Annotated in this window: 20 protein-coding genes, 2 tRNA genes and 1 pseudogene; 9 read left to right on the forward strand and 14 right to left on the reverse strand. The window is 69.2% G+C overall.

What is annotated here, in order from left to right; all coding sequences use genetic code 11:
- Positions 1–2 precede the first annotated feature (2 nt).
- From G412_RS0118840 to G412_RS0118880, 9 genes and pseudogenes are all read right to left on the reverse strand, one after another.
- Positions 3–1,016 carry a 2-hydroxyacid dehydrogenase gene (locus G412_RS0118840; RefSeq protein ID WP_028813426.1) on the reverse strand — a complete coding sequence of 338 codons (1,014 nt, stop codon included), beginning with the start codon at positions 1,014–1,016 and terminating at the stop codon, positions 3–5.
- Positions 1,013–2,176: an ABC transporter ATP-binding protein gene (locus G412_RS0118845; protein ID WP_028813427.1), complete on the reverse strand. Its 1,164-nt coding sequence runs from the start codon at positions 2,174–2,176 to the stop codon at positions 1,013–1,015. Before G412_RS0118845 ends, G412_RS0118840 begins: the two co-directional genes overlap by 4 nt.
- Positions 2,169–3,041 carry a DeoR/GlpR family DNA-binding transcription regulator gene (locus G412_RS35175; RefSeq protein ID WP_244283119.1) on the reverse strand — a complete coding sequence of 291 codons (873 nt, stop codon included), beginning with the start codon at positions 3,039–3,041 and terminating at the stop codon, positions 2,169–2,171. The genes G412_RS0118845 and G412_RS35175 overlap by 8 nt, the downstream gene beginning before the upstream one ends.
- Entirely contained in the window at positions 3,038–4,180 is a 1,143-nt protein-coding gene (locus tag G412_RS0118855) for an ABC transporter ATP-binding protein (RefSeq protein WP_037649251.1), read from the reverse strand. The genes G412_RS35175 and G412_RS0118855 overlap by 4 nt, the downstream gene beginning before the upstream one ends.
- On the reverse strand, positions 4,180–5,022 hold the full coding sequence (locus G412_RS0118860; protein ID WP_037649252.1) for a carbohydrate ABC transporter permease: 843 nt from the start codon (positions 5,020–5,022) through the stop codon (positions 4,180–4,182). The genes G412_RS0118855 and G412_RS0118860 overlap by 1 nt, the downstream gene beginning before the upstream one ends.
- Complete coding sequence (locus tag G412_RS0118865) at positions 5,019–5,978, reverse strand: carbohydrate ABC transporter permease (RefSeq protein ID WP_028813429.1); 960 nt, start codon at positions 5,976–5,978, stop codon at positions 5,019–5,021. The genes G412_RS0118860 and G412_RS0118865 overlap by 4 nt, the downstream gene beginning before the upstream one ends.
- A gap of 8 nt (positions 5,979–5,986) precedes the next feature.
- A complete protein-coding gene (locus G412_RS0118870) occupies positions 5,987–7,405 on the reverse strand; it encodes an ABC transporter substrate-binding protein (RefSeq protein ID WP_244283121.1) in 1,419 nt (472 codons plus the stop codon).
- A gap of 863 nt (positions 7,406–8,268) precedes the next feature.
- Positions 8,269–9,669: pseudogene (locus G412_RS35180) on the reverse strand (amino acid permease); the annotation flags it as partial.
- 120 nt (positions 9,670–9,789) lie between these two features.
- Positions 9,790–11,169, reverse strand: coding sequence for an amino acid permease (locus G412_RS0118880; RefSeq protein ID WP_028813431.1), 1,380 nt, complete (start codon positions 11,167–11,169; stop codon positions 9,790–9,792).
- A 272-nt stretch (positions 11,170–11,441) separates the two neighbouring features.
- Between G412_RS0118880 and G412_RS0118885 the strand changes: the two genes are divergently transcribed.
- Positions 11,442–12,044, forward strand: a complete 603-nt coding sequence (locus G412_RS0118885) for a biotin transporter BioY (protein WP_028813432.1) — start codon at positions 11,442–11,444, stop codon at positions 12,042–12,044.
- 78 nt (positions 12,045–12,122) lie between these two features.
- Here G412_RS0118885 and G412_RS0118890 read toward each other — a convergent pair whose 3' ends face one another.
- Complete coding sequence (locus G412_RS0118890; RefSeq protein WP_028813433.1) at positions 12,123–13,577, reverse strand: amino acid permease; 1,455 nt, start codon at positions 13,575–13,577, stop codon at positions 12,123–12,125.
- A gap of 168 nt (positions 13,578–13,745) precedes the next feature.
- Between G412_RS0118890 and G412_RS0118895 the strand changes: the two genes are divergently transcribed.
- Positions 13,746–14,234 carry a ribose-5-phosphate isomerase gene (locus tag G412_RS0118895; protein WP_028813434.1) on the forward strand — a complete coding sequence of 163 codons (489 nt, stop codon included), beginning with the start codon at positions 13,746–13,748 and terminating at the stop codon, positions 14,232–14,234.
- A gap of 429 nt (positions 14,235–14,663) precedes the next feature.
- Positions 14,664–15,476 (forward strand): Fpg/Nei family DNA glycosylase, encoded by an 813-nt coding sequence (locus G412_RS0118900; protein ID WP_028813435.1) that lies wholly within the window; start codon positions 14,664–14,666, stop codon positions 15,474–15,476.
- Positions 15,477–15,906: 430 nt separating this feature from the next.
- Here G412_RS0118900 and G412_RS0118905 read toward each other — a convergent pair whose 3' ends face one another.
- Positions 15,907–17,157, reverse strand: a complete 1,251-nt coding sequence (locus tag G412_RS0118905) for a GNAT family N-acetyltransferase (protein WP_028813436.1) — start codon at positions 17,155–17,157, stop codon at positions 15,907–15,909.
- A 106-nt stretch (positions 17,158–17,263) separates the two neighbouring features.
- Between G412_RS0118905 and G412_RS0118910 the strand changes: the two genes are divergently transcribed.
- Positions 17,264–18,409 carry a PP2C family protein-serine/threonine phosphatase gene (locus G412_RS0118910; protein WP_028813437.1) on the forward strand — a complete coding sequence of 382 codons (1,146 nt, stop codon included), beginning with the start codon at positions 17,264–17,266 and terminating at the stop codon, positions 18,407–18,409.
- A 116-nt stretch (positions 18,410–18,525) separates the two neighbouring features.
- On the opposite strand, the gene G412_RS0118915 is transcribed toward G412_RS0118910, so the two are convergent.
- A complete protein-coding gene (locus tag G412_RS0118915) occupies positions 18,526–19,701 on the reverse strand; it encodes a cation:proton antiporter (protein WP_028813438.1) in 1,176 nt (391 codons plus the stop codon).
- A gap of 155 nt (positions 19,702–19,856) precedes the next feature.
- On the opposite strand from G412_RS0118915, the gene G412_RS0118920 reads away from it, so the two are divergent.
- Positions 19,857–20,324: an HD domain-containing protein gene (locus G412_RS0118920; RefSeq protein WP_028813439.1), complete on the forward strand. Its 468-nt coding sequence runs from the start codon at positions 19,857–19,859 to the stop codon at positions 20,322–20,324.
- Here the strand turns inward: G412_RS0118920 and G412_RS0118925 are convergent.
- Complete coding sequence (locus G412_RS0118925; protein ID WP_028813440.1) at positions 20,321–21,553, reverse strand: acyltransferase family protein; 1,233 nt, start codon at positions 21,551–21,553, stop codon at positions 20,321–20,323. The genes G412_RS0118920 and G412_RS0118925 overlap by 4 nt on opposite strands.
- 516 nt (positions 21,554–22,069) lie before the next feature.
- On the opposite strand from G412_RS0118925, the gene G412_RS0118930 reads away from it, so the two are divergent.
- Positions 22,070–22,264, forward strand: coding sequence for a hypothetical protein (locus G412_RS0118930; protein ID WP_037649254.1), 195 nt, complete (start codon positions 22,070–22,072; stop codon positions 22,262–22,264).
- Positions 22,265–22,346: 82 nt separating this feature from the next.
- Here the strand turns inward: G412_RS0118930 and G412_RS0118935 are convergent.
- Positions 22,347–22,420, reverse strand: a tRNA-Gly gene (locus G412_RS0118935).
- Positions 22,421–22,558: 138 nt separating this feature from the next.
- On the opposite strand from G412_RS0118935, the gene G412_RS0118940 reads away from it, so the two are divergent.
- From G412_RS0118940 to G412_RS0118950, 3 genes are all read left to right on the forward strand, one after another.
- Positions 22,559–22,635, forward strand: a tRNA-Pro gene (locus G412_RS0118940).
- 176 nt (positions 22,636–22,811) lie between these two features.
- The gene (gene tig / locus G412_RS0118945) at positions 22,812–24,212 is read left to right on the forward strand and encodes a trigger factor (protein WP_028813442.1); all 1,401 of its coding nucleotides are present in this window, start codon (positions 22,812–22,814) and stop codon (positions 24,210–24,212) included.
- A 249-nt stretch (positions 24,213–24,461) separates the two neighbouring features.
- On the forward strand, positions 24,462–25,067 hold the full coding sequence (locus tag G412_RS0118950; protein WP_051338480.1) for an ATP-dependent Clp protease proteolytic subunit: 606 nt from the start codon (positions 24,462–24,464) through the stop codon (positions 25,065–25,067).
- Positions 25,068–25,088: the final 21 nt, after the last annotated feature.

Genomic DNA, 25,088 nt, shown 5'->3' on the forward strand with positions numbered 1-25,088 from the left:
CCTCAGGTCAGGCAGTGCGCCAGCGGTGTCCCCTCCGCGTACCTCGCCACCTCCGCCGCCGCGATCCGGGCCGCCTTCTCGGCCACCTGCCGGCTCGCCCCGCCCAGGTGCGGCGTCATCACGACCCCGGGTACGCCCCGCAGCCGCGCGTCGGCGGGCAGCGGCTCCTGCTCGTACGTGTCGAGGGCCGCCGCCGCCAACTGGCCGCTCTCCAGCGCGTCGCACAGCGCCTCGGTGTCGACGAGCGGACCCCGCGCCACATTGACCAGCACCGACGAGCGCGGCAGCAGGCCCAGTTCGCGGGCGCCGATCAGGCCGCGCGTCTCGTCGGTCAGGCGGGCGTGCAGGGTGACGATCCGCGACCGGGTCAGCAGCGCGTCGAGCGAGGCGACCCGTACGCCGTGCACATCTCCGCGCAGGTACGGGTCGTACACCTCCACCTCCGCACCGAAGGCGCACAGCACTCGCGCGACCCGGCTGCCGACCGCGCCGTAACCGATCAGGCCCACGCGCGTGTCCTCCAGCTCGGGCCCGCACCGCTCGTACGTGTAGTACGAGCCGTCCCACGTCCCCCGCCGCGCCAGCGAGTCGTGGGTCTGCGGGATGCGTCGCATCGCGGCCAGCATCATCCCGACCGTGAACTCGGCGGTGGCTGCGGCGTTGCGGCCCGGCGCGAAGCAGACCCGCACGCCGCGCGCCCGCGCCGCCTCCACGTTGACGTTGACGGGGCCGCCGCGGCAGACGACGACGAGCCGCAGCGCGGGGGAGGCCTCCAGTACCCGCTCCGTGAACGGCGCCATCTGGGTCACGCACACCTCGACGTCCCGCAGCGCCTCGATCAGCGCGTCCTCGCAGTCGCTGGCCTCGTCGACCTCGGCGACCTTGCCGAAGGGTTCGAGCGGCCAGGGGAGGGTGAGCTCGGTCAGTTCGAAGGGGGACGCGGTGACGGCCGACTCCAGGGCCTCCCCGATGAGTGCGTTGAGGACGAAGTGATCACCGGCTGCCAGGATTTTCATCGCAGGGCTTCTCCTGTCTCGGCGTCGAAGACATGTGTGAGCCGCGGGTCCGCGGTCACCCGCACGGTGTCGCCCCGGTCCAGGAACACTTCCGGACCGGTCTGTACGACGAGGGGCTCGGCCACTCCGGCGAGGGTGAGCGTGGCGATGCCCGACTCCAGGAGCGGTTCGTGCGCGCTGACCTCGGCCGGTACGGCGGCCACACCGTCCCCACCGCCGGACAGCCGGTCACCGCCGAGCCGCAAATCCCCCCGCCGGTCGCCGCTGAGCCGCAGATCCTCCTGCCGGTCGCCGCCGAGCCGCAGATCCTCGGGCCTGATCCCCAGCACCACCTCCCGCCCCACCGTGAGCCGCACCGGAACAGCCAGCCGCACCGTGTCCGAGAGCCGTACGAACCCTCCCGCCTCGGCGACCCCAGGCAGCAGATTGATCGCGGGCTCCCCGACGAAGTCGGCCACGAAGAGATTCGCCGGACTGTCGTAGATCTCGTACGGCGTGCCGAGCTGCTGGATGACGCCGTCCTTCATGACGGCGATGCGGTCGGCGAGCGACAGCGCCTCCTCCTGGTCGTGCGTGACCAGAATGGTGGTGTGGCCCAAGTCCTGCTGGATGCGCTTGAGTTCGCGGCGTGTGGTGTCGCGCTGCGCCGCGTCCAGGTGGGAGAGCGGCTCGTCGAGCAGCAGTACGTCCGGCTCGCGGATCAGCGCCCGCGCCAGCGCCACCCGCTGCTTCTGGCCGCTGGACAGCCCGCCCGGCCTCGCGTCGAGCAGCTTCGTCAGACCGATCCGCTCGGCCATGTCCCGTACGCGCGACGCCACTTCCCCGCGTGGCGTGCCGCGCGCCGCGAGCCCGAACCCGAGGTTGCCGGCGACGGTGAGCGGCGGGTACAGCGCGTAGTTCTCGAAGGCGACCCCGATATTGCGCTGCTGGGCGGGGACCTTCACCACCGATTCGCCGCCTACGAGGATGTCCCCGCCGGTCACCTCCTCCAGGCCCGCGATCATCCGCAACGTGGTGGACTTGCCGCAGCCGGAAGGGCCGAGCAGGCCGAGCAGCTCCCCGGAGCGCAGCTCCAGGTCGATGCCGCGTACGGCCTCCACCTGGGGGCGGCCCCGCGCCGCGTAGGTTTTGCGCAAGGCGCACAGTGCCAGCTCAGTCACGGTCCGGGCCTCCCGTCACGGCAGCGGCCACCCCGGTCGCCGCCACAGTCCCCGTCCCCGTCCTCGTCGCCGTCACCGTGGGGCACACCTCGTACGGAACCTTGTGGTCGTCGAGGTCGCGCAGCAGCTCCGCCGACGCCCCGTCGTCGACCAGCACCAGATCGAAGCGGGAGAGCGGGGCGAGCCGGTGCAGGGCGACGCGGCCGAGCTTGGAGTGGTCGAGCAGCAGCACGTTCTTCGCGGCGGAGTCGAGCATGGCCCGCTTGACGGAGACGATGTGCTGCTCCTGGTGGTAGGCGAAGCCGCCGGAGACGGCGGACGTCGACGTGAAGCAGATGTCCACCTGGAGGAGCTGGACGGCTTCCATGCACGAGACGCCCAGGAACGACGAGTGCAGCGGATCGTAGTCGCCGCCGAGCGCCATCAGGTGGATGCCGCGCTCGCTCGACAGCAGCGTCAGCGCTTCGAGGAAGTTGGTGACCACGGTCAGCGGAGTGATGGAGGCGGAGCCGAGCCGGCGCGCGATCTCCAGCGTGGACGTCGAGTCGTCGAGCATCACCGCCATGCCGGGCTCGATGAGCCCCAGCGCGTGCTCGGCGACGGCGGCCTTCTGCGCGCGCATCGTCTTGAGCCGGTACGCGACGTTCGACTCGAACACGCCGGACGGCTGGGCCGTCACCCCGCCCCTGAACTTCCTGACCAGCCCCTGCCGTTCGAGCTCGTCGAGGTCCCGGTGGATGGTCATCAGGCTGACGTCGAAGCGCTCCGCCAGCTCGGCGGCGGTCGCCGAACCCGCTGCGAGGACCCGCTCCGCGATGGCCGCCTGGCGGGGCCCGGGCCCGCGCTCCCGCTGGTCGCCGCTCACTCGGTGATCCTTCGCCCCGGCCGCCCCTCGGCGTCGTCCGCCGCGAACAGCAGCAGGCTCTCCGGCCGTACGGTCAGCCTCACCGGCGTGTCGGGCCGCAGCCCGGCGGCGTCCGCGCGCGGCACGACCAGCGACAGGTGCTGTCCGCCGAGCCGTACGGTGACCTCGGTGGCGCGGCCCAGGACTTCGGTGATGTAGACGCTGCCCACCAGCTCGATGGCGCCCGGCCCGAGGGCCGGGGAACCCAGGGACAGATCGCGCGGCCTGACCCCGATCTGCACGGCTGTGCCGGGTGCGACGGACCGTACCGGCGGCGCGGCCGGCGACGTCAGCGGAATCTCGAAGAACCGGTCGGCGGACATGAAGGCGCCGTCAGCCGTGACGGTCCCCGGCAGCAGGTTGATGCGGGGCCTGCCGAAGGAACGGGCGACGAAGGTGTCGTACGGCTGGTGCCAGATCTCCTCGCGGGTGCCGGTCTGGACGATCCGGCCTTCCCTGATCACCCCGATACGGTCGCCGAGCGCCAGCGCCTCCACCGAGTCGTGCGTGACGTACAGGGTCGTGGTGCGCCGGACGGCGCCGATGGCCTTCAGCTCGGCGCGCATCGCCTGGCGGAGCTTCGCGTCGAGGTGGGACAGCGGCTCGTCGAGGAGGAACGCGCGGGCGGGGCGCACCAGGACGCGGCCGAGAGCGACGCGCTGGCGCTGCCCGTTGGACAGCCGGCCGACGGGGCGCTCCAGGAGCGCGCCGATGCCCAGGAGGTCCGCGACGGCGCCGACGCGCTCGCGGGCCTCGGCGGCGGGCAGCTTGTAGCGGGGGGAGCGCAGGGGGGAGGCGAGATTGTCGTACGCGCTGCGGTGCGGGTAGAGGGCGTACGACTCGAAGCACATCGCGACGCCCCGGTCGTACGGCTCGACTCCCGTCATGTCGGTGCCGTCGAGCGAGACCGTCCCCGCCCGGGGCTCCTCCAGCCCCGCGACGGTCTTGAGCGTCGTGGTCTTGCCCGCGCCGGACGGCCCGAGCAGGCAGAAGAACTCCCCTTCCGCGACGTCAAGATCGAGTCCGTCGAGCGCGATGTTCTTGCCGTACGACTTATGAATCCCGCGCAGCGAGATGGCAGCGGTCGGAGCGGTCCGCATCAGGACTTCACCGCCCCGAAAGACAGCCCGCGCACCAGGTACCTCTGGATGGTGAGCGCCAGCAGCAGCGGCGGGATCACCGACACCAGCGCCGCCGCGGCCGTCAGGTTGTATTTGGGCCGGTCGCCGCCAAGGAACGAGAGCGCGCCGACCGTGACCGTCTGGGCTTCCGACGACGTCAGGATGAGCGGGAAGACGAAGTTGTTCCAGGCGAAGATGAAGGCGAGCAGCGAGACCGCGGCGATGCCCGGCTTGACCAGCGGCAGGGCGACTTTGAAGAAGGCCTGTTTCCTTGTGTAGCCGTCGAGCAGCGCGGCCTGTTCCAGCTCGGGGGAGAGGTCGGAGAAGTACGAGCGCATGATCCAGACGATCAGCGGGAGCGTGACGAGCTGGAGCACCCAGATCATGCCGAGGTACGTGTCGAAGAGCCCGAGCTGCTGGTAGAGCACGAACAGCGGGATGATCACGGTGAGTTCGGGCGCGAACCGGAAGGACAGCAGGGTGAACATGAGGTTCTCCGAGCCACGGAACCTCCATCGGGCGGCGGCGTACGCGGCGGGCAGCCCGATCACCAGGGACAGCCCCACAGCCCCCAGCGACACCACCAGGCTGTTGACGAAGAACCGCAGGAACGGCACGCCCTCATCGCTCCCGGCCCCGAGCACGGTCTGGTACGAGTCGAGGGTGGGCGTGAACGAGAAATACGTACTGAACAGCTCGTTCGCCGGCTTCAGCGAAAGAATGATCATCCAGGCGATCGGAAAGAGCGCGAAGACGAAGTACAGAATCAGCGCCCCGTCCGCGGCGACAGCGATCAGTTTGCCCCTCACCCCGCGCTTCACTTGGGCACCTCCGCCGCCCGGTTCTGGATCTTCCCGAGATAGCGCACCAGCACCATCGTCACCAGGTACACCACCGCCCACAGCACGATCATGTAGCTGATCCCGAACGAGTACCGCTGGAAGCGGATCGCCTCCAGGTACGCCCGGATCTGGAGCACCACGGTCGAGTCACCGGGCCCGCCCTCCGTCAGGGCGTAGATGATGTCGAAGACCTTCAGCGAGTCCATGAACCGGAAGATCACCGCGACCAGGACGTACGGCCACAGCATCGGCAGCGTCAGCTTCCGGAACGTGAACCACCAGCCGGCCCCGTCCACCGCCGCCGCTTCGAACGGCGACGTGGGCAGCGACCGCAGCCCCGCCAGGGCCAGGATCGCCACGAAGGGCGTGTAGACCCACACGTCCACCGCGATCGACGACAGCAGCGCGCCCGCCGGGGTGTCCGTCCACTGAACACCCCCCATCCCGAAGGGTTTCAGCAGGTGGTTCACGACCCCCACGCTCGGCTGGAGCATCAGCTTCCACATGATCGCGGCGATCACGGGCGCGATCATCAGCGGCAGGATGAGGATCTTCTCCAGTACGCGCCCGACGAGCGTGGAGCGATGCAGCAGCAGCGCCACTCCCACCCCCAGCACCGTCTCCACGGCTGCCGCTCCCACCGCGTACAGCACCGTCACCCGGGCCGAGTCCCAGAACGACGACTCACTGAAGATCCGCCGGTAGTTCTCAAGGCCGACCATGTCCGGCTGCGGCTTGCTCGCCGCGAAGTCGAAGAGCGTGTAGTACAGCCCGAGCCCGAAGGGATACAGAATCCCGCCGGTGAGGAGCAAGGCGGGCACGATCAGCAGATACGGCCGCAGCGAACGCCGCCAGCGCGGTACGACGCGCGCCGGCGGCCCGCTTCCCTCGCGTGAGGCCGCCCCGTGGCCGGTCTCGCTGAGGGACGACGACATGAAAGCCGTCACCCGACCTTGGAAGCCAGGTCGCCCGCCAGCCCGTTCAGAACCGACTTGGCGTTCTTGCCGCCGTATATTTCCTGGAGCGAGGCCGCCCAGCTCGTCGTCGCGTCGAAGAACTGCTCCTGCGGTGTGAACTGGATTTTCGTCTGGTCGACGACCGTCTCGAAGGTCTCGATGAAGCCTTCCAGCCCCTTCATCTTGTCCTTGTAAGCCGCGTCCTGGCTGATCGACTTTCTCACCGGGTCGATGTGGTTGCCCTCGATCGCCGCTTTGCGCAGATGCTCCTTGCCGGTGGCCCACTGCAGGAACAGCCACGCCGCGTGCTTGTTCTTGCTCTTGGCGTTCATGCCGAGCGACCAGATCCACATGTTCGTGGCGAGCGATCCGCCGGGCCCCTTCGGCCCCGGATGGAAGGCGATCTTCCCGGCGGCCGGCGACGCGCCTTTCACCGCCTGGAAGTACGCGGCCGTATCGGCGTCGAAGAGCATCCCGGCCTTCTTCGCGCCGAGGTCGCTGGAGCACTGGTACCAGGTGTACGAGGTCCAGGACGGCGGCCCGCCCTTCTTCACCATCTCGGCCCAGTCCTGGGTGAAGGCGACGGCTTCGGGCGTATTCATGGCGGGCTTGACCTTCCCGCCCTCAACCGTGAAGTCCTTCAGCCCGAACCGCGAGTACATCGTCATGAAGCCGGGGTGGATCGTCGCCCAGCTCCGCGACCCGCGCACCGCGACGCCGTACATCCCGTCGAAACCGGCGCCCGGCGCCTTGCGCTTGATGACACCCGAGATCTCGCGCAGCTCGTCGAAGGTCTCGGCCGGCTTCAGTCCCAGCTTCTTGAAGACCTCGGTGTTGTACGCGACGACGTTCGTCTCCCAGCCCCACGGCAGCGCGTACTGCCCGCCCTGCCCGAGCGGCGCGCCCGCTTCGAGCGACCACTGATCGGCCTGCAGCAGGTTGGGAAAGAAGTCGCCCTGGTCCCACTCACTTCCCGTCGCCGAGGAGTTGCTCATCCAGGGCCCCAGATCCTCCAGCCACCCCGGAGGCCCGTACTGCCAGACCATGTAGGCGCCGAGCATGAAGATGTCGTACGAGGCGCGCCCGCTGGACAGATCGACGGTGAGCTTGTCGAAGTAGTTGTCCTCGGGGAAGACGTCGTACTCGACCTTGATGCCGGTCTTCTCGGTGAAGGACTTGAGGTCGGCGATCAGCGCATCGGTGTACGGGTGCTTGTTGAGCAGCGCCTTGACCGTCTTCCCCTTCGCCTTCTTCCAGTCGAAGGAGCCGGTGACGTCGTCGGCGGCCGACCCGCCGCCCTTCTTGCTCTCGCCGCCGCCGAAGCCGGCGCCGCAGGCGCTCAGCAGGGGGGTGGCGGAAGCGGCCGCCGTGAGCGCGAGGAACCGCCGCCGGTCATGTACGCGCATGTCCATCCCCGACCTCCGCCACCACGTGCAGTCGATTGGTTAACAGAGCTTCGGACAGCGGTAGTTGGGCGTCAATCCCCCGCGCAACGGAAAATCTCGGTGCACAGTGAGAACTTCACACACGGCGCCGATACGCGCGGCAGGATCGTGTACGGCCCGACGAACCCACCAGCGCCACAGCACCCGCCGACCGAGCCCCTGACCCACCACCCCAGCCGTCCACCGCTCGAGGACGAAACCGCCGACCGGCCCCCGGCTCACCGCCCCAGCCCGTCCGGCGTTTGAGGACTTTCGGGAAGGGGCGGGTAGGGGAAATCGCATCGTGAGCACGCGCGGGACCCCCCGGCCACAGCGGCCAGGGGGTCCCTTGAACTGCGACGCCTCGCTCAGTCTTCCTTGGTCGCGGCAGCGTCCGACGCAGATTCGGCCTTCGCGTCGGCCTTCGCCTCGGCCTCGGCCACGACATCGGCCACGGCCTTGGCCACAGCCTCAGCGACGGCCTCGGAGACAGCTTCCGAGACGGCCTTCGTGACGGCCGCGGTGGTCTTCGTCACGGCTTCGGCCACGGCCTTCGTGACAGCCTCCGTAACGGCCTCGACGGCAGCCTCGCCGGCGCCGGCCTCCGGGACCGCTACCGCGGCAGCCTCGGCAACGGCCACCGATTCGGCCTCACCAGTGGCCTCCACGGCGGGCTCGCCGCCGGCCTTCGCGAGGGCGACCGCGTCGGCCTCGGCGACAACCACCGCAGCCGACTCACCAGCAGACCCGGCCGGGACAGCGGCCGGGACACCAGCCGGGACAGCGGCCGCAGCCCCCTCACCCGCGGCCACCACCCCGGACTCACCCACCGGCGTCCGCACCATCTGCAGCACAAACCCCGCCACAGCCAGGAACAGCGTCAGACCACCGCTCCAGTACAGCTGCAGCCGAGTGCCCTCCTCACGGGCCATCAGCACGAACACCGCCGCCATGCCCGCGAGCGCCACCCAGGTCAGCACCGGGTAGAGCCACATCTTCACGACAAGCTTCTCCGGCGCCTCGCGCTCGGTCCGCCGGCGCAGCACCAGTTGCGAGACGGCGATGAAGATCCACACGACCAGGATCAGCGCGCCGATCATGTTGAGCAGCCACTGGAAGATGTCGTTCGGCCGCCAGTAGCTGAGCAGCACGCACACGAAGCCGAACACGGAAGACACCAGCACGGCCGTACGCGGCACACCGCCGTAGACCGCCCCGAGCGCCTTCGGCCCCTGACGGCGCGAAACCAGCGAGCACGCCATGCGCGAGGCGCCGTAGATGTTGGCGTTCATCGCCGACAACAAGGCGACCAGCACGACCACGTTCATGATCTGACCGGCGGCGGGGATACCCAGGTGGTCGAGGGTCGCGACGTACGGCCCCTTCTCCACAACAGCCTTGTCGTTCCACGGCACCAGCGTGACGATGACCGCCATCGAGCCGATGTAGAAGATCGCGATGCGCCACATCGCCGTACGCACGGCCTTCGCGACGCCCTCGATGGGACGCTCCGACTCGGCCGCGGCGATGGTGACCGTCTCCAGGCCGCCGTACGCGAACACCGACGCCAGCAGGCCGACGATCAGCCCCTCGGACCCGTTCGGCATGAAGCCGCCGATGCCCGTGAGATTTCCCGAGCCCGGCGCAGTCGCGTCGGAGCCCGGCAGGAAGCCCACGATCGCGAGCACGCCGATACCGAGAAACACGACGATCGCGCCGACCTTGAGCGCGGCGAACCAGAACTCGAACTCGCCGAAGTTCTTCACGGCCGCCAGGTTCGTGCAGCAGAACACCAGCATGAAGAGGGCGACCCACGCCCACTCCGGGGTGTCAGGGAACCAGCCGACCATGATCTTCGCGGCGCCGATGCCCTCAAGGCCGACCGCGACACAGAGCAGGAACCAGAACGCCCAGCCCGCCGTGAAGCCGGCCCACGGGCCGATGGCGCGCTCGGCGTGCACGGAGAAGGAGCCGGAGGCCGGGTTGGCGGCCGACATCTCACCGAGCATGCGCATCACGAGCATCACCAGCAGCCCGGATATCGCATAAGCGACGATGATCGAAGGGCCGGCGGCGGCGATGCCCGCACCCGACCCGACGAAGAGTCCCGCACCGATGACGCCACCGAGGGCGATCATCGACAAATGGCGTTGCTTGAGTCCGTGCGTGAGCGGCGAGTCGACCTTGTTGCCGATGTCGACAGCGCCGACATCCTCGACGGGCGCCGGCGCGGAAGTCCGAGACATGGGTGTGCCCTGTTCAGTAGCTGAGACCGGGGGGAACAGACGCCACAGTGTGAGTACGCGCACCGTCCACAGGGAACACTTGACCGCTATACGGACACCACGCTCACACTTTGTGAACGATTATGCACGCCGTGCGCGCAACTCCCTCACCATCGCCACCACCAGCACCACCCCGGTCGCGGCGGCCGACCACAGCAACTGCGGCCGCGCCGCGTCATCGGTGAGCATCAGCAGCAGTACGCCGCCGAGCCCAGCCAGTGTGACCCAGGTGAGCCAGGGGAAGCCCCACATCTTCAGCGTCAGCGTCTCCGGCGCCTCGCGCTCGATGCGCCGGCGCAGGCGCAGTTGCGACGCGGCGATGAGCCCCCAGACGAACAACAGCACCGCGCCCACCGCGTTGAGCATGTAGAGGAAGACGGTGTCGGGCCACAACAAATTGAGCACCACAGAGACGAACCCGAAGGCGACCGAGGCGAGTACGGCCCGCCGAGGAACCCCACCACTCTCACCTTCACCACCCGCAACCTTCAGCAGCGCCTTCGGCGCCTCACCGCGCTCCGCGAGCGAGAACACCATCCGCGAGGACCCGTACAGATTGGCGTTGAGCGCGGACAGCAGAGCGACGAAGACCACGATGTTCATGATCTGCCCGGCGGCCGGAACCCCGATCGCGTCGAGCACGGTGACGTACGGGCTGAGCCCGGCCTTCTGCGCGGTCCAGGGCAGGACCGTCACGATGACGACCATCGACCCGACATAGAAGAAAAGAATCCGCCACACGGCGGCGCGCACAGCGCGGGCGACATTGCGGGCCGGGTCCTCGGTCTCGGCGGCGGCGATCGTGACGACCTCAAGGCCACCGAAGGCGAAGACAACGGTCAGCACCCCGGCGACAACACCTTCCCACCCATTCGGCAGGAACCCGCCCGCACCGGTCAGATTCGTGAATCCGACCGGCTCGGTCTCGGGCAGCACTCCGAAGACGGCGAGCAGCCCCAGCCCGAGGAAGAGCACAATCGCGGCGACCTTGAGCCCGGCGAACCAGAACTCGAACTCGCCGAAGTTCTTCACGGCCGTCAGGTTCGCGCAGGTGAACACCACCATGAAGATCAGCACCCACGCCCACTGCGCGATGCCCGGCACCCAGCCGTGCGCGATCTGCGCCGCGGCCGTCGCCTCCACCGCCAGCACCACGACCAGCAGGAACCAGTACAGCCAACCCACGCTGAACCCGGCCCAGCGGCCCAGCGCCCGCTCGGCGTGCACCGAGAACGAACCGGAAGCGGGCATCGCCGCCGACATCTCACCGAGCATCCGCATGACCAGCATCGCGAGCGCCCCGGCGATCAGATACGAAACGACGATTCCAGGACCGGCGACGGCGATCCCGGCGCCCGAACCCACGAACAGCCCGGCGCCGATCACCCCGCCGAGGCCGAGCATGGTCAAGTGGCGCTGTTTGAGCCCATGTGCCAGCGGCTCGGCCTGATCGTCGTGCATGTTGCTCGCAGCTCTAGAAAACATTCAACGGTCGTTTAGCAAGAACCTACAGTCTCCCCAAGCCCGCCCGTTCCCCGCAAAAGCTTCCCCGGTCCCCCGACCTCAGTGACGAGCATCACGCAATCAAGTGATTACCGCCCACTCTTTGTACGAAGTCCACCAAGCCACCAACCTCCCCTTTGTCAGCGGCTGATGGTGATCGCTCGTTAACCCCTGGGCTACGGTCACGATGTCCTTTTCTGCCCAACCCCTTATCCCTTCGCGGAGTCCCGATGAGCACTGCTGCCGCCCCCGCCCGTTCCGGAGCGGTCCTCGCCGACCTGCTGCCGTCCACCACCACCGCCGTCCGGGCCTTCGCCCGCGACGCGGCCCTGGTGCTCGGCGGCGCCGCGCTCACCGGTATCGCGGCCCAGATAGCCGTCCCGGTCCCCGGCTCCCCGGTCCCCGTCACCGGCCAGACCTTCGCCGCGCTGCTCGTCGGCACGGCCGTCGGTGCCCGGCGCGGCTTCCTCTCCCTCGCCCTGTACGCCCTGGTCGGCATGGCCGGCGTGCCGTGGTTCGCGGGCGGCACCTCGGGCGCGGGCGGCGCGTCCTTCGGCTACGTACTCGGCATGCTGCTGGCCGCCACCGTGGTCGGCGCGCTGGCCCGCCGGGGCGGCGACCGCTCGGTGCTGCGCATGGCGGGCACGATGGTCCTGGGCTCGGCAGTGATCTACGCGATCGGTGTCCCGTACCTCGCCCTCTCCACCGGCATGTCGCTGGGCGCGGCCGTGGCGGCGGGCCTGGTCCCGTTCCTGCTCGGCGACGCGCTGAAGGCGGCGCTGGCGATGGGCGCCCTGCCCACCGCGTGGAAGCTGATGGGCGACCGAGGCTGATTCCCCGTACCCACACGTGGAAGGGCCCGCACCTCGTACCCGAGGCGCGGGCCCTTCCACGTGTCCTGTCCGTACGTACTACGCCTGGCCGACCGGCTCCTCGGCCTCACCGCGACCACGCCGCAGCTTCTCGAGTATGAACGCGATACCGACAACGACGGCCGCCACCAGCAGCGACAGCAGCACCTGCACGCGCGCCGCGTCGTCGAACGCCATGTAGACAATGACGAACGTGATCATCGCCGCGGTCGCCCACGTCAGATACGGGAAGAGCCACATCTTCACGATCAGCTTCTCCGGCGCCTCGCGCAGGATGATGCCGCGCATCCGCAACTGCGTGAAGCAGATGACCAGCCACACGAACAGCGCCACCGCGCCCGAGGAGTTCAGCAGGAACGCGAATACCGTGTGGGGCCACTCGTAGTTGAAGAAGACGGCGACGAACCCAAAGGCGACGGACGACAGGATCGCCGCCGTCGGTACGCCCTTCTTGTTCGTACGGGCGAACGACTTCGGCGCGTCACCGCGCTGGCCGAGCGAGAACGCCATCCGCGAGGCCGTGTACAGCCCGGAGTTCAGGCACGACAGCACGGCCGTCAGCACGATGACGTTCATGATCTGCCCGGCGTGCGGAATCCCGATGGAATTAAGAGCAGCCACGTACGACCCGTCCTTGAGGATCGACTTGTCGTTCCACGGCAGCAGCGTCAGCACCACAAAGATCGAACCGAGGTAGAAGACGCCGATACGCCAGATCACGCTGTTCGTGGCCTTCGTCACGGCCCGCTGCGGATCGGCCGACTCGCCGGCCGCCAGGGTCACGATCTCGCTGCCCATGAACGAGAAGACGACCATCAGCACACCGGTCAGAATCGCACCGGGCCCGTTCGGGAAGAACCCGCCACTGTCCGTGAGATGCGCGAACCCGGCCCCCGGGTTGTCGGACCCCGGCAGCACGCCGAAGACGGCCAGCAGACCGATGACAACGAACCCGCCGATCGCGACGACCTTGATCCCGGCGAACCAGAATTCAAACTCGCCGTACGACGACACCGAGACCAAGTTCGTGGCGGTCAGCACGACCATCACGATCAGCGCCCAGCCCCACTGCGGTACGGCCGGTATCCACCCTTCGAGGATCTTCGCGCCCGCGGTCGCCTCGACCGCCAGCACCACCACCCAGAAGAACCAGTACAGCCACCCGATGGAGAAGCCCGCCCAGCGCCCGAGCGCGCGGTCCGCGTACGCCGAGAAGGACCCGGATGTCGGGTTCGCCGCGGCCATCTCACCGAGCATCCGCATGACGAAGACGACGAGGGCGCCGACGAGTGTGTACGACAGAAGAATCGCCGGGCCGGCGGCAGCGATGCCGCCGCTCGATCCCACGAAGAGACCGGCGCCGATGACGCCGCCAATGGCGATCATGGACAAATGGCGGTTTTTCAGACCGGCCTGGAGACCGTCGGAAGGCTGCGGATTCCCTGGTTCTACGGGGTTTCCGCCTGCCTTCGCAAGGGTCGGCTGCGCGCTCATGCACAATCCTTAGCTTCTCGGGTCACTCGGGTTACGAGCCCCCGCATTCAAACCGGAAGTTACGCGGGACGGAAGACCCGATTCCGTATCGTTGTACGAAATCCGAGGCAAGGTCCCACTCCACCCCCGGCGAAGCCTGCCCGGCGTCACCCGTGCCACACTCGTCCCATGCGCGTGTACCTCGGTTCCGACCATGCCGGATACGAACTCAAGAACCATCTCGTCGAGTGGCTGAAGGCCCATGGGCACGAGCCCGTCGACTGCGGCCCCCACATCTACGACGCCCTGGACGACTACCCGCCGTTCTGCCTGCGTGCCGCGGAGAAGACCGCCGCGGACCCGGAGAGCCTGGGCATCGTGATCGGCGGCTCCGGCAACGGCGAGCAGATCGCCGCGAACAAGGTCAAGGGCGTACGCGCCGCGCTGGCCTGGAGCGAGCAGACGGCGGCGCTCGGCCGCGAGCACAACGACGCCAACGTCATCTCGATCGGCGGCCGCATGCACACCCAGGCGGAGGCCACGAAGTTCGTGGAGATCTTCCTCTCCACCCCGTACTCCAACGAAGAGCGCCACCAGCGCCGGATCGACATGCTGGCGGAGTACGAGCAGACCGGCGCCCTCCCCCCGATCCCCCCGCACCACCCCCAACACCCCTAGCCCCACCCCGGCTGGCACACCCCAGTGCGGGAGGAGAGACACCGGCCCTACCCACCACGGCCTCGCACCCCACGGTGCCGGGAGGGGATACACCGGCCTAAACCCACCCCGCCCTCGCATGCCACACGCTGCCGGGGGGCACACCGGGCCACACCGACCCCGGCTCACCTGCAACGCCGCGGGGAGGGGACGTGTCGGGGCGCTCCCCGCAGGGCGTTGAACGCAACCACCGCGAACGAACCAACGCAGTACCCGAACGTTCGACGCCCGAGGAGACGCCCCGGCGCGGCACCGACCCCAACGCCCCCGCAACCGCGCCCGGCGGCACCGCCCCCAAAGCGCGGGGCCTCCCCACACCCCGGCACCGAGCCCGAAGCCCGGGGCCCGCAACGCCCCAGCAGCCCCCACCCCGCCAGGAGACGCAAAACCATGCCCGAGGGGCACACCATCCACCGCCTCGCGGACGACCACCGCGCCCGCTTCGTCGGCGGCCCGGTGCGCGTCACCAGCCCGCAAGGCAAGTTCGCGGACAGCGCGTCCCTCCTGGACGGCACGCCCCTCACCACCGCCGACGCCCACGGCAAGCACCTCTTCCTCGGCTTCGAGCACACCGGCTGGGTCCACATCCACCTAGGCCTCTTCGGCAAGCTCGGCTTCGGCACCGCGACGCCCGCCCCGCCGCCCCCCACCGACACGGTCCGCCTGCGCCTCGTCAACGACGACCACTACGCCGACCTCCGCGGCCCCACCACCTGCGCCCTGATCACCGACGGCGAGAAGCAGGCGATACACGACCGCCTGGGCCCGGACCCGCTGCGTCCCGACGCCGCCCCCGACAGGGCCTGGCAGCGGATCTCCCGCAGCCGCACGACCATCGCCGCGCTTCTCATGGACCAGAAGGTCGTAGCGGGCGTCGGCAACGTCTACCGCGCCGAAGTCCTCTTCCGGCACGGCATCGACCCGTACCGTGCGGGCAAGGACCTCACCCGCGGCGAGTGGGACGCGATCTGGGCCGACCTGGCCGTGCTCATGCGCGAGGGCGTACGGAACAACCGCATCGATACGGTCCGCCCTGAGCACATGCCCGAAGCGATGGGCCGCCCGCCGCGCGTCGACGACCACGGCGGCGAGGTCTACGTCTACCGCCGGGCGAACCTGCCCTGCCACATCTGTGGCGGCGAGATCCGCACCGCCGGTCTCGCCGCCCGCAACCTCTTCTGGTGCCCACCCTGCCAAAGCTGACCCGGCGTCGCTTCTAGGGGAGGCGTCGGCGGGGCTCCGGTACGCAGCCGGGGCCGGGCCGAGGCCGGGGTCGCGAGAGACCCCGTGCTTCGGGGTCGGTGCCGCGCCGGGGCGTCTCCTCGGGCGTCGAACGTTCGGGCACGGCGTTGTTCCGTTCGCGGTGGTTGCGTTCAACGCCCTGCGGGGAGCGCCCCGACACGTCCCCTCCCCGGCGGCGTTGCAGGCGAGCCGGGACCGGGCATGCCCAGACGCCCCTCCCGCGCTGCGGTGCGCTGGGCGGCGTCCATCGCGTCCGGAAGGCATCCTCACGCACCGTGGATTGCGAGCCGGGGCCGGGGCGTGCCCCAACGCCCCACCGCACCGCAGCCCCTGACCGGCGCCGGGCGTGTCGTCGGGCGCCCGCCCCGCGTTCAAGCGAGACCCGCGGTGATCAGAACCCGTGTGGAAGCCAAGGCGCGGCCCCGGCTCCGAACGCCACCGACGCCTCCGCCAGCGCCCCCGGCCGCAGCTCCCGCACGCGTCCCGCCGCAGCGAGCGAGGCCAGGCTGACGCCGCCGAGGTACGCCGCGCCCAATTCCCGTACGGACAGGGCGAGCTCCGCCGCCTCGTCCGTACGCTTGCACGACGCACCCCCCTTCGCGTCGCCCGTCAGCCGCCAACGCCCCTCGTTCCAGGGGCAGAACGCGTCCGTCACCTCGAAGACCACATCCACCGGCGCCTGATACGCACGCGCCTCCAGCGCCGCTCCCACCTCCACCAGCCGCACGTACAGCGAATCCCGCAGCCGTACGTCGCACCGCCGGATGTCGGAGACAAGGTGCTGCCAGGCGTCGTCCACGGGCCGGTTGCGCATCCGGATCTTCGACGTCAGGTCCATGTCGAAGAAGAAGCGCCACAGGGCCGCGTACGCCGCAGGGTCGAGCGCCTCAAGGTCACGCAGTACGACCGTGCCGTCGGAGCCGGCCCATTTCCACTCCGGTTTGAACCGGAACCGGGCGTACCCGACGACATCAGCCGGCTCCCCGTCCTGCCCGCCCCGCTCCGCCAGCACGCACCGCAGCGGTGACGCGCCGTCGCGATCGCTCTCCGGGTCGATCAGCGGCATCCGCTCCCAGTGCGGTCTGCGCGCGAGCATTCCGGGCCGGCCCGGCACGTTCCGCGCGTACACCGCCTCGCACGCGTCCCGCGCATCAGCGGGCTTCGCGAACCGGAGCCGTACGTCATCCGTGCCCGCCGGTACGTCCAGCCGTACCCGCGCCGTGTCGATCTCCGCCGACAGCTGCTGCGTCGCGGCGCCGTACCCGAAGCGGCCGTAGATCGCGGGCTCCGACGCGGTGAGCAGGGCGAGCGGTTCGCCCCATTCCCGCACGTCGTGGAGCTGGCGCCGCATCATTCCGGTCAGAACCCCGCGCCGCCGGTGCGTCGTGGCGACGCTCACCAGGCTCACGCCGGCGGCCGGCACCAGGGCGCCGCCCGGAACGGCCAGCCGGAAGGAGAACGCGCTCGCCGTGCCGACGCACTGGTCCCCGTCCCAGACACCGAGGCTCCGGGCCGGCTCGGTCACCGCGCGGTCGAGCTCCCGTCCCTCCGCGCTCTGGGCGACACCCCCGAAGGCAAGTTCGAACGCCTCGAGCCAGTCGTTCCACTCACTTGCCCGCAACACGCGTAATTCGGTGGTCATATGCCATGCCTACCAGGCCTCCGGCATGTGGGCGACCCAATTTCGAACACAATGTCACAGGGGTCCCCCTGCGGAGCACGGGTCGGGGTGGATAGGGTCCACCGCAATGGCAGGTGGAGTGGGAACCGAATCGTTCTCGGCACGGACGCGCAAGAGCGTGCTCCGGGCCCGGATCGCGCTGCGCAAATCCGGCGTCGACTACTTCCGGGGCGACGGTTCGGACTGGATCGCCCTGGCGGGCCTCCTGCTGACCGTTCCGGCGATCGTCGGCGGCACGATCGCGTCGCCGGTCTGGTGCGCGCCGGCCATGCTGGTCCTCCCGATCGTGGCCGGCGGCCTGCTGCTGCGCCCGGCCAGCCTGCTCGGTCTGTACGCCGCGGCGGCCACCGGTCTGATCGTCGAGTCGATCGCGCTCGGCCCCTATACGCAGGGCGCGGCGACGGTCACGCCCGGCACGGTCCTCACGGTCGCCGCCTGCGGCTTCTTCGGCCTGATCATCGCCCAGTTCCGGGCCCGGGTCGGCGTCCCCTGGCGCCGCGGCGGCACGATGCTCTTCGACCTGCGCGAACGGATCCGGGTGCAGAGCGCGCTGCCCCGCCTGCCGAAGAACTGGCACAGCGAGATGGCGCTGCGGCCGGCGGGCGGCCAGTCGTTCTCCGGCGACTTCGTGGTCGCGGCCCGTACGAACGGCGGCCGCACCCTGGAGGTCGTCCTCACCGACGTATCGGGCAAGGGCATGGACGCGGCGTCGCGTGCGCTGCTCCTGTCCGGGGCGTTCGGTGGCCTGCTGGGCTCGCTCCCGCCCCATGGCTTCCTGCCCGCCGCCAACGGCTACCTCCTGCGCCAGGACTGGGACGAGGGCTTCGCGACCTCCATCCACCTGGTCCTGGACCTGGACTCCGGCGACTACGAACTCCTGTCGGCGGGCCACCTCCCCGCGCTCCAACTGCACGCGGGGAGCGGCCGCTGGGAGGAGAAGTCCGGGGAGGGCCCGCTGCTCGGCGTGTACGACGGCGCCCAGTTCGACTCGTGCAAGGGCTCGCTGGGGCCCGGCGACGTACTGATGCTGTTCACGGACGGCCTGGTGGAGGCGTCGGGCCGGGACATCGCGGAGGGCATCGACCGCCTGACGGGCGAGGCCGACCGCTACGTGTCCTGCGGTTTCCAGGGCGCGGCGTGGCACCTGATCGAAGCGGTGGCGAAGGACGTCAACGACGACCGTGCGCTCCTCCTGATCTGCCACGACGCATAACGCGTAACGCGTGGCGAAGGCCGCGGCTCAGCCGGGCCGAAGTCCCGGACCCGGTCCGGGCGGTGCGCGGTTGCTCGCCGCTGCCGCGTGGAACGGGCAGCACGCCGAGCCACGGTTCACGCGGCCACTTTCTCCCGCTCCCCGGCCGGAGCGCGCCGCCCGCCCGGCAGCGCCTTCGCCAGCCAGTGCGACCGGCCCGCCGCCAGTGGCCCCAGTACCGCGAGCAGCAGTACGTACCCGGCGATGAAGGGCGACAGCCGTTCGTCGAGGCCCGCGCCCGCCGCCATCGTGGCGAGGATCAGCGCGAACTCGCCGCGTGCCAGCAGCGTCGTCGAGATGTTCGCCGCGGGTCCCGCCCCGAAGCCGTGGATACGGGCAGCCGCCAGCCCCGCCACCACGTTCATCGCCAGCGCCACCGCGACGGCGATCAGGACGGGCCAGAGCACGGCAGGCAGGTCGCCGGGGTCGATCGAAAGACCGAAGGCGAAGAAGAAGATCGCGCCGAACGCGTCTCGCAGCGGGTGGACGAGCTTCATGATCCGCTCGCCCGAACCCGTACTGCCGAGCATCAGGCCGACCATGAACGCGCCGATCGCGTCCGCGACCCCGAACCACTCCGAGACCCCGGCGACGAAGACGGCGGCGCCCAGGAAGGAGATGACGAGCAGCTCGTCGTCCTTCGTCCCGATCAGCCGGCCGACGGCCTTCGTGCCGAACCGGGCCGCGAGCGCCAGCAACAGCAGGAAGCCGAACGCCTTGCCGGCGTCCACGGCCGCCGCCGCGAGGCTGTCCGCGCCGGACAGGATCGGCTGCAGAGCCGCGAGGTAGAGGGCCAGGAAGATGTCCTCGACGACGATGATGCCGAGGATCGGCTTGGTTTCGTCGTTGCCGATACGGCCCAGATCGACCAGGACCTTCGTCACGATCGCGGACGACGAGATGCCGAGGACTCCGGCCAGTACGAGCGCCTCGGACGTCCCCCAGCCGAGCGCGAGCCCGAAACCGAGCCCCGCCCCGACGTTCAGCGCGAGGTACGTCGCGCCCGCGAGGGCCATCTTGCGGCCGCCCGCCTTCAGGTCGTCGAGGTGGAATTCGAGGCCGAGGTAGAAGAGCAGCAGTACGAGCCCCAGCGCGGAGAGCATCTCCAGGTCGTGCGGGTCTTCGACGAGTACGAAACCGGGAGTGTGGGGGCCGAGGAGGATCCCGGCCAGGATGAACAGCGGAATGGTCGGAAGGCCGATGCGTCCGCCCACGCGGGCGAGCACGGCGGCGGCGAGAAAGGCGCCGCCCATGGCTATGAGGGTGTCTGCGTGTCCGATGGGCCCGTCCTCCTGTTGGTCAAGGGAGTGTCAAGGATGCGTCAGTAATTAGTTTACCGAAGATTTTACGCTGCAAACATCCGAAGGTGTCCGTACGCGTTCCCCACGTCCCTCCGTACAGTCGGACCATGCCGAACCTGACTCTCGCCGAGGTGGAAGCGATCGCCCGGACCGCGCACGCCACGCAGACCGACAAGGCGGGCCGGCCGTACGCCGAGCACCTCGCCGCCGTTGCCGAGGGCGTACGCGCGCGGGGTGGCTCCGAGGAGCAGATCGCCGCCGCCTGGCTGCACGACGCGGTGGAGGACGGCGTGCTGTCGGCGGACTGGCTGGCGGCGGCCGAACTGCCGCAGTCGGCCAAGGACATGGTGCTCGCGGTGACCAAGCGGCCGGGGGAGGACCTCCGCACGTACACGCGCCGCATCCTGGCGACCCCCGGCGCGCGCCTGGTCAAGGAGGCGGACCTCGCACACAACGCGGACCCCGGCCGTCTCGCCGTACTCGACGAGGCGACCAGGGTCCGGCTCACGCTCAAATACGCGGAGGTACACCGTCTCCTGGGGCTGGAACCCGGGCCCGGAACCGCTGCCTCCTAGGAGGCCTTGCCCGCGAGGCGGCGCTCCCGCCGCCGGGCGGCGTTGCCGAGCGGGTCGCGGCGGAACGCCCAGTTCATCTCGGGCTCCATCGCCCAGCGGAACATCCGCCGCACGAACGGGGTGCAGAGCAGCGTGACCGCGACGGCGATCACGACGGTCACGAAGATCTCGCCGAGCGGGGTGGAGAGCCAGGGGTACGTCTCGAACAGGTCCGCGTAGCCCGCGCCCTTCACCAGGAAGCCGTGCAGCAGGTAGCCGCCCAGCGTGCCGGCGCCGAGCACCGTGAACCACATCGTGCGGCCCGGAACCCAGGCCAGGAAGCAGGCCGTCAGGACCAGCGAGCAGCCGAAGAGGGCGAAGGTCATGACGACCCCGGCCCACCACGGAGCGCCGATCTGCTGGGCCGCGCTGCTGTGGTAGAACCACCCGAGCTCGATGCGGGGGGCGACCCAGTACGCGAAGACCAGCGTGCACAGCACGACGGGAAGGGCCAGCAACCGGACCTCGCGGCGCCGCACCATCCGGAAGTGCTCCGGCTTCAGCAGCAGACCCAGCACGAAGTACGGCAGGAACTGCAGCACGCGCTGGAGGTTGAGGTCGTCACCGATGTTGGGGGTCGCGGAGGCGAGCACGGCGATGGCCAGCGCGACCGGCAGGGGATGACGCAGCGACTGCCAGACGGGGGTGGTCAGCCGCCAGACGAACAGGGCGATCAGGAACCAGGTCAGGTACCAGGGGTCGAGCAGACTGATGGACTGGTCGGGATCGTCCGCCCACCGCTTGAAGAACGTATAGGCGGTCTCGAAGATCACATACGGTACGGCGACGCCCGTGATCAGGCGCTGGATCTTCTTGCGGCTCAGGTCGAAACCGCGCGAGAAGTAACCGGAGATGATGATGAACGCCGGCATGTGAAAGCTGTAGACGACGAGGTACAGCGCGCGCGTGGCGCGGCTGCCGTCCATCACCGGTTCCCACATGTGCGCCACCGCGACGAAGACGATCGCCAGGTACTTCGCGTTGTCGAAGAACGCGTCGCGCTGCTTGGTGGCGGGAGCGGCAGCGGGGGCCGGGGTGGCGGCGCGGGCGGGGGCGGCGGGCGAGGGGACTGCGGCGGCCCCGGACCGGAGGGTGGTGGTCGCGGCGGTCCGTTGGAGGGGTGTTTCGGGCTCCTGCTCCCGGGCCGGGGGGAGCGGGGCCCTCTGATATCCGTGCGGAGCGTGAAACATCTGAGGCACCCTAGCGCCGCCGAATGGTTCCGTAAAACCTCGGTCCCGGCTCTCTTCTATGGGTGTGAGTACCCCGTGGACAAAGAAGTCGACATGGTGATGGAACTTTATGGCGCGGCTCACATCTTCGCGCCCGTATGGGCTACTTCATCCCGATTAAATGGTGCATACCGCCAGCGGGTGACTCTGGTGATATGTCCTGTTCATTGCGCGTTTGTCGACCGCCGATGTGTGGGCGTCCAGGCAATTCGAATTTCCTGCGAACATGATGTGTGGATGGCGAAATGATCACGTCTACTAACCCCCGCGCGGGGCAGTTCAATTCAGCGGCGCGCATATGCGGCGCCCGCGCCCCGGGGTGTACGCCGGTCCTCCCGGCGGCGTGAACCGGCCACCAACGTTCCGTCACCCGTCAACCACCAGTGGTGAGTTGGTGGCACGATGGTGCCTGCGGGAGTGCGCTGGGCCGTGCGCTCCCGGGCCGGCAAGGCGGACCGACCGAGGGTGTGATCAGTTGTGGCCATTTCACTGTCTGTGGTGCTTCTGTTGGCGATCGTCCTGGTGGTGTTGATCCGCGGGGGCTCGATCAAGGCGGGACCGGCGGTGGTGGCCGTTCTCTTCGGCTTCTTCCTCGCGTCCACCGGCATGGCGCCGTCGATCAACCGCTTCCTGAATTCGATAGCGGAGACCATCAACCAGATCAGCTTCTGAGGGGCACCGGCAGGAGGGCGGCGCGGCTCCGCAAACGCCACCGGCCCGGCCGGTGACGTATCACCGAGCCGGGCCGGGGCCGTGGAGCGGGCGACGGGAATCGAACCCGCGTAGCTAGTTTGGAAGACTAGGGCTCTACCATTGAGCTACGCCCGCACAGAGCACCGCAGGTCACGTGACCGCGGCACGAAGAGCATCGTAGCGGGTTCCCGGCGGTCGGCGCACACCCGATACGCCCCACGTATAAACGGCGGCCGTACAGCTCGTGGGCATGTACCCTACGTGTCGCACCGACGGGGTGTGGCGCAGCTTGGTAGCGCGTCCGCTTTGGGAGCGGAAGGTCGTCGGTTCGAATCCGGCCACCCCGACCATCACCAGACATGATCCCGGCGCGATCTCGACCAAGATCGCGTTGTGGGAGTCTTCCTGCTTGCCGTTACTATGCAAACTCGTGCCCGTGTGTCTGATGTGCCGGGCTCGAACGGCGAAGCCGCCTCCCGCGCGGCCCAGCAGAACCCCAGAAGTCAGCCCCCAAGGAGACCGAACCGTGAAGAGCGCCGTGGAGACCCTGAACCCGACCCGGGTTCGGCTCAGCATCGAGGTGCCCTTCGAGGAGCTCAAGGACAGCCTCGACGCGGCGTACAAGAAGATCAACCAGCAGGTCACGGTGAAGGGCTTCCGTAAGGGCAAGATCCCGAACCGAGTCATCGACCAGCGGTTCGGCCGTGGTGCTGTGCTGGAGGAGGCCGTCAACGACGCCCTTCCGAAGTTCTACACCGAGGCTGTCAACGAGGGTGAGCTGAACGTTCTCGGCCAGCCCGAGGTCGACATCACCGAGCTGAAGGACGGCGAACTGCTCTCCTTCACCGCCGAGGTCGACATCCGCCCGACGATCGAGATCCCGGACTACTCCGGCATCGAGGTCGAGGTCGACGCGGTCGAGGTCACCGACGAGGACGTCGACAAGGCCGTGGAGGAGCTGCGCGCGCGCTTCGCCTCCACCAACCCGGTCGAGCGCTCCGCCGCCGAAGGTGACGTCGTGACGATCGACCTCGAGGCCAAGGTCGACGGCGAGGTCCTGGAGGACGGCGTCGCCGAGGGTGTCTCGTACACCATCGGTTCCGGCGAGCTCCTCGACGGCATCGACGAGGCCGCCACCGGCCTGGAGGCCGGTGGCGAGGCCACCTTCACCTCCTCGCTCAAGGGCGGCAGCGCCGAGGGCAAGGAGGCCGAGGTCACCGTCAAGGTCACCCAGGTCGCCGCCCGCGAGCTGCCCGAGCTGGACGACGACTTCGCGCAGATGGCCAGCGAGTTCGACACTCTTGACGAGCTCAAGGCCGACAGCCGCAAGCGCCTCGAGAACATGAAGCAGTACGAGCAGGCCACGCAGGCCCAGGAGCGCGTCCTGGAGAAGCTGCTGGAGCTGGTCGAGGTCCCGATCCCCGAGAAGCTGCTCGAGGACGAGGTCAGGACCCGCAAGCACAACCTGGAGAACCACCAGCTCGCCCAGATGGGCCTGGACATCGAGAAGTACCTCGAGATCCAGGGCAAGACGGCCGAGGAGTTCGACGCCGAGCTGCGCGAGCAGGCGGTCAAGGGCATCAAGACGCAGTTCGTCCTCGACGAGCTCGTCAACAAGGAGAAGCTGAACGTCAACCAGGAGGAGCTCACCGAGCACCTCATGCGGCGTGCGCAGTCCTCCGGCATGAGCCCCGACCAGTTCGCCCAGGCCGTCGTCGAGGGTGGCCAGGTGCCGATGCTCGTCGGCGAGGTCGCCCGCGGCAAGGCGCTCGCCGTTGTCGTCGAGGCCGCCAAGGTCACCGACACCAACGGTGAGGCCGTCGAGCTCGAGGACGAGGAAGACGAGACCGCCGAGGCCCCTGCGGCCGACGAGGCCGCCGAGGCTTCGGACGAGGCTTCCGACGAGAAGAAGACGACCGAGGCCTGAGCTTCGTTCGCTCCGATCTGATCCGCGGGGACGGGCCCGGACGCATCGCGCGTCCGGGCCCGTCGTCGTACGGGGGAGCGGGCCCGTACCTTGCGCTCCCAGCGAACAGTTCGGGAAGCGGGATGGCGTTGCCCTACCTGCGCGTTAGGGTCCATGAAGAGGAGAGTGGGGAGTCCCCGCCCTCCGGTACGAAGACGCTGAGACGGCCGATGCCGTCAGAGACGAGCAGGTGTAAACGTGACGAATCTGATGCCGCACGCCGCGGGTGAGCCGTCCATCGGTGGAGGCCTCGGCGACCAGGTCTACAACCGGCTGCTCGGCGAGCGGATCATCTTCCTCGGCCAGCAGGTCGACGATGACATCGCCAACAAGATCACAGCGCAGTTGCTCCTCCTTGCCGCCGACCCCGACAAGGACATCTACCTCTACATCAACAGCCCCGGTGGCTCGGTGACGGCGGGCATGGCGGTCTACGACACCATGCAGTACATCCCGAACGACGTCGTCACGATCGGCATGGGTCTCGCGGCCTCCATGGGCCAGTTCCTGCTGACCGGCGGCGCGGCGGGCAAGCGCTTCGCGCTCCCCAACACCGACATCCTGATGCACCAGGGCTCGGCCGGCCTCGGCGGCACCGCCTCGGACATCAAGATCCAGGCCGAGCAGTTGCTGCGTACGAAGAAGCGCATGGCGGAGATCACCGCCCGGCACTCCGGCCAGACCGTCGAGACGATCATCCGTGACGGTGACCGCGACCGCTGGTACACCGCGGAGGAGGCCAAGGAGTACGGCCTCATCGACGAGATCATCAGCTCTGCTTCGGGCGTTCCGGGCGGCGGCGGTACCGGGGCCTGATCCCCGCACCGCGTCTCCCCA

Source organism: Streptomyces flavidovirens DSM 40150, assembly GCF_000429085.1.
GTDB classification, from domain to species: domain Bacteria; phylum Actinomycetota; class Actinomycetes; order Streptomycetales; family Streptomycetaceae; genus Streptomyces; species Streptomyces flavidovirens.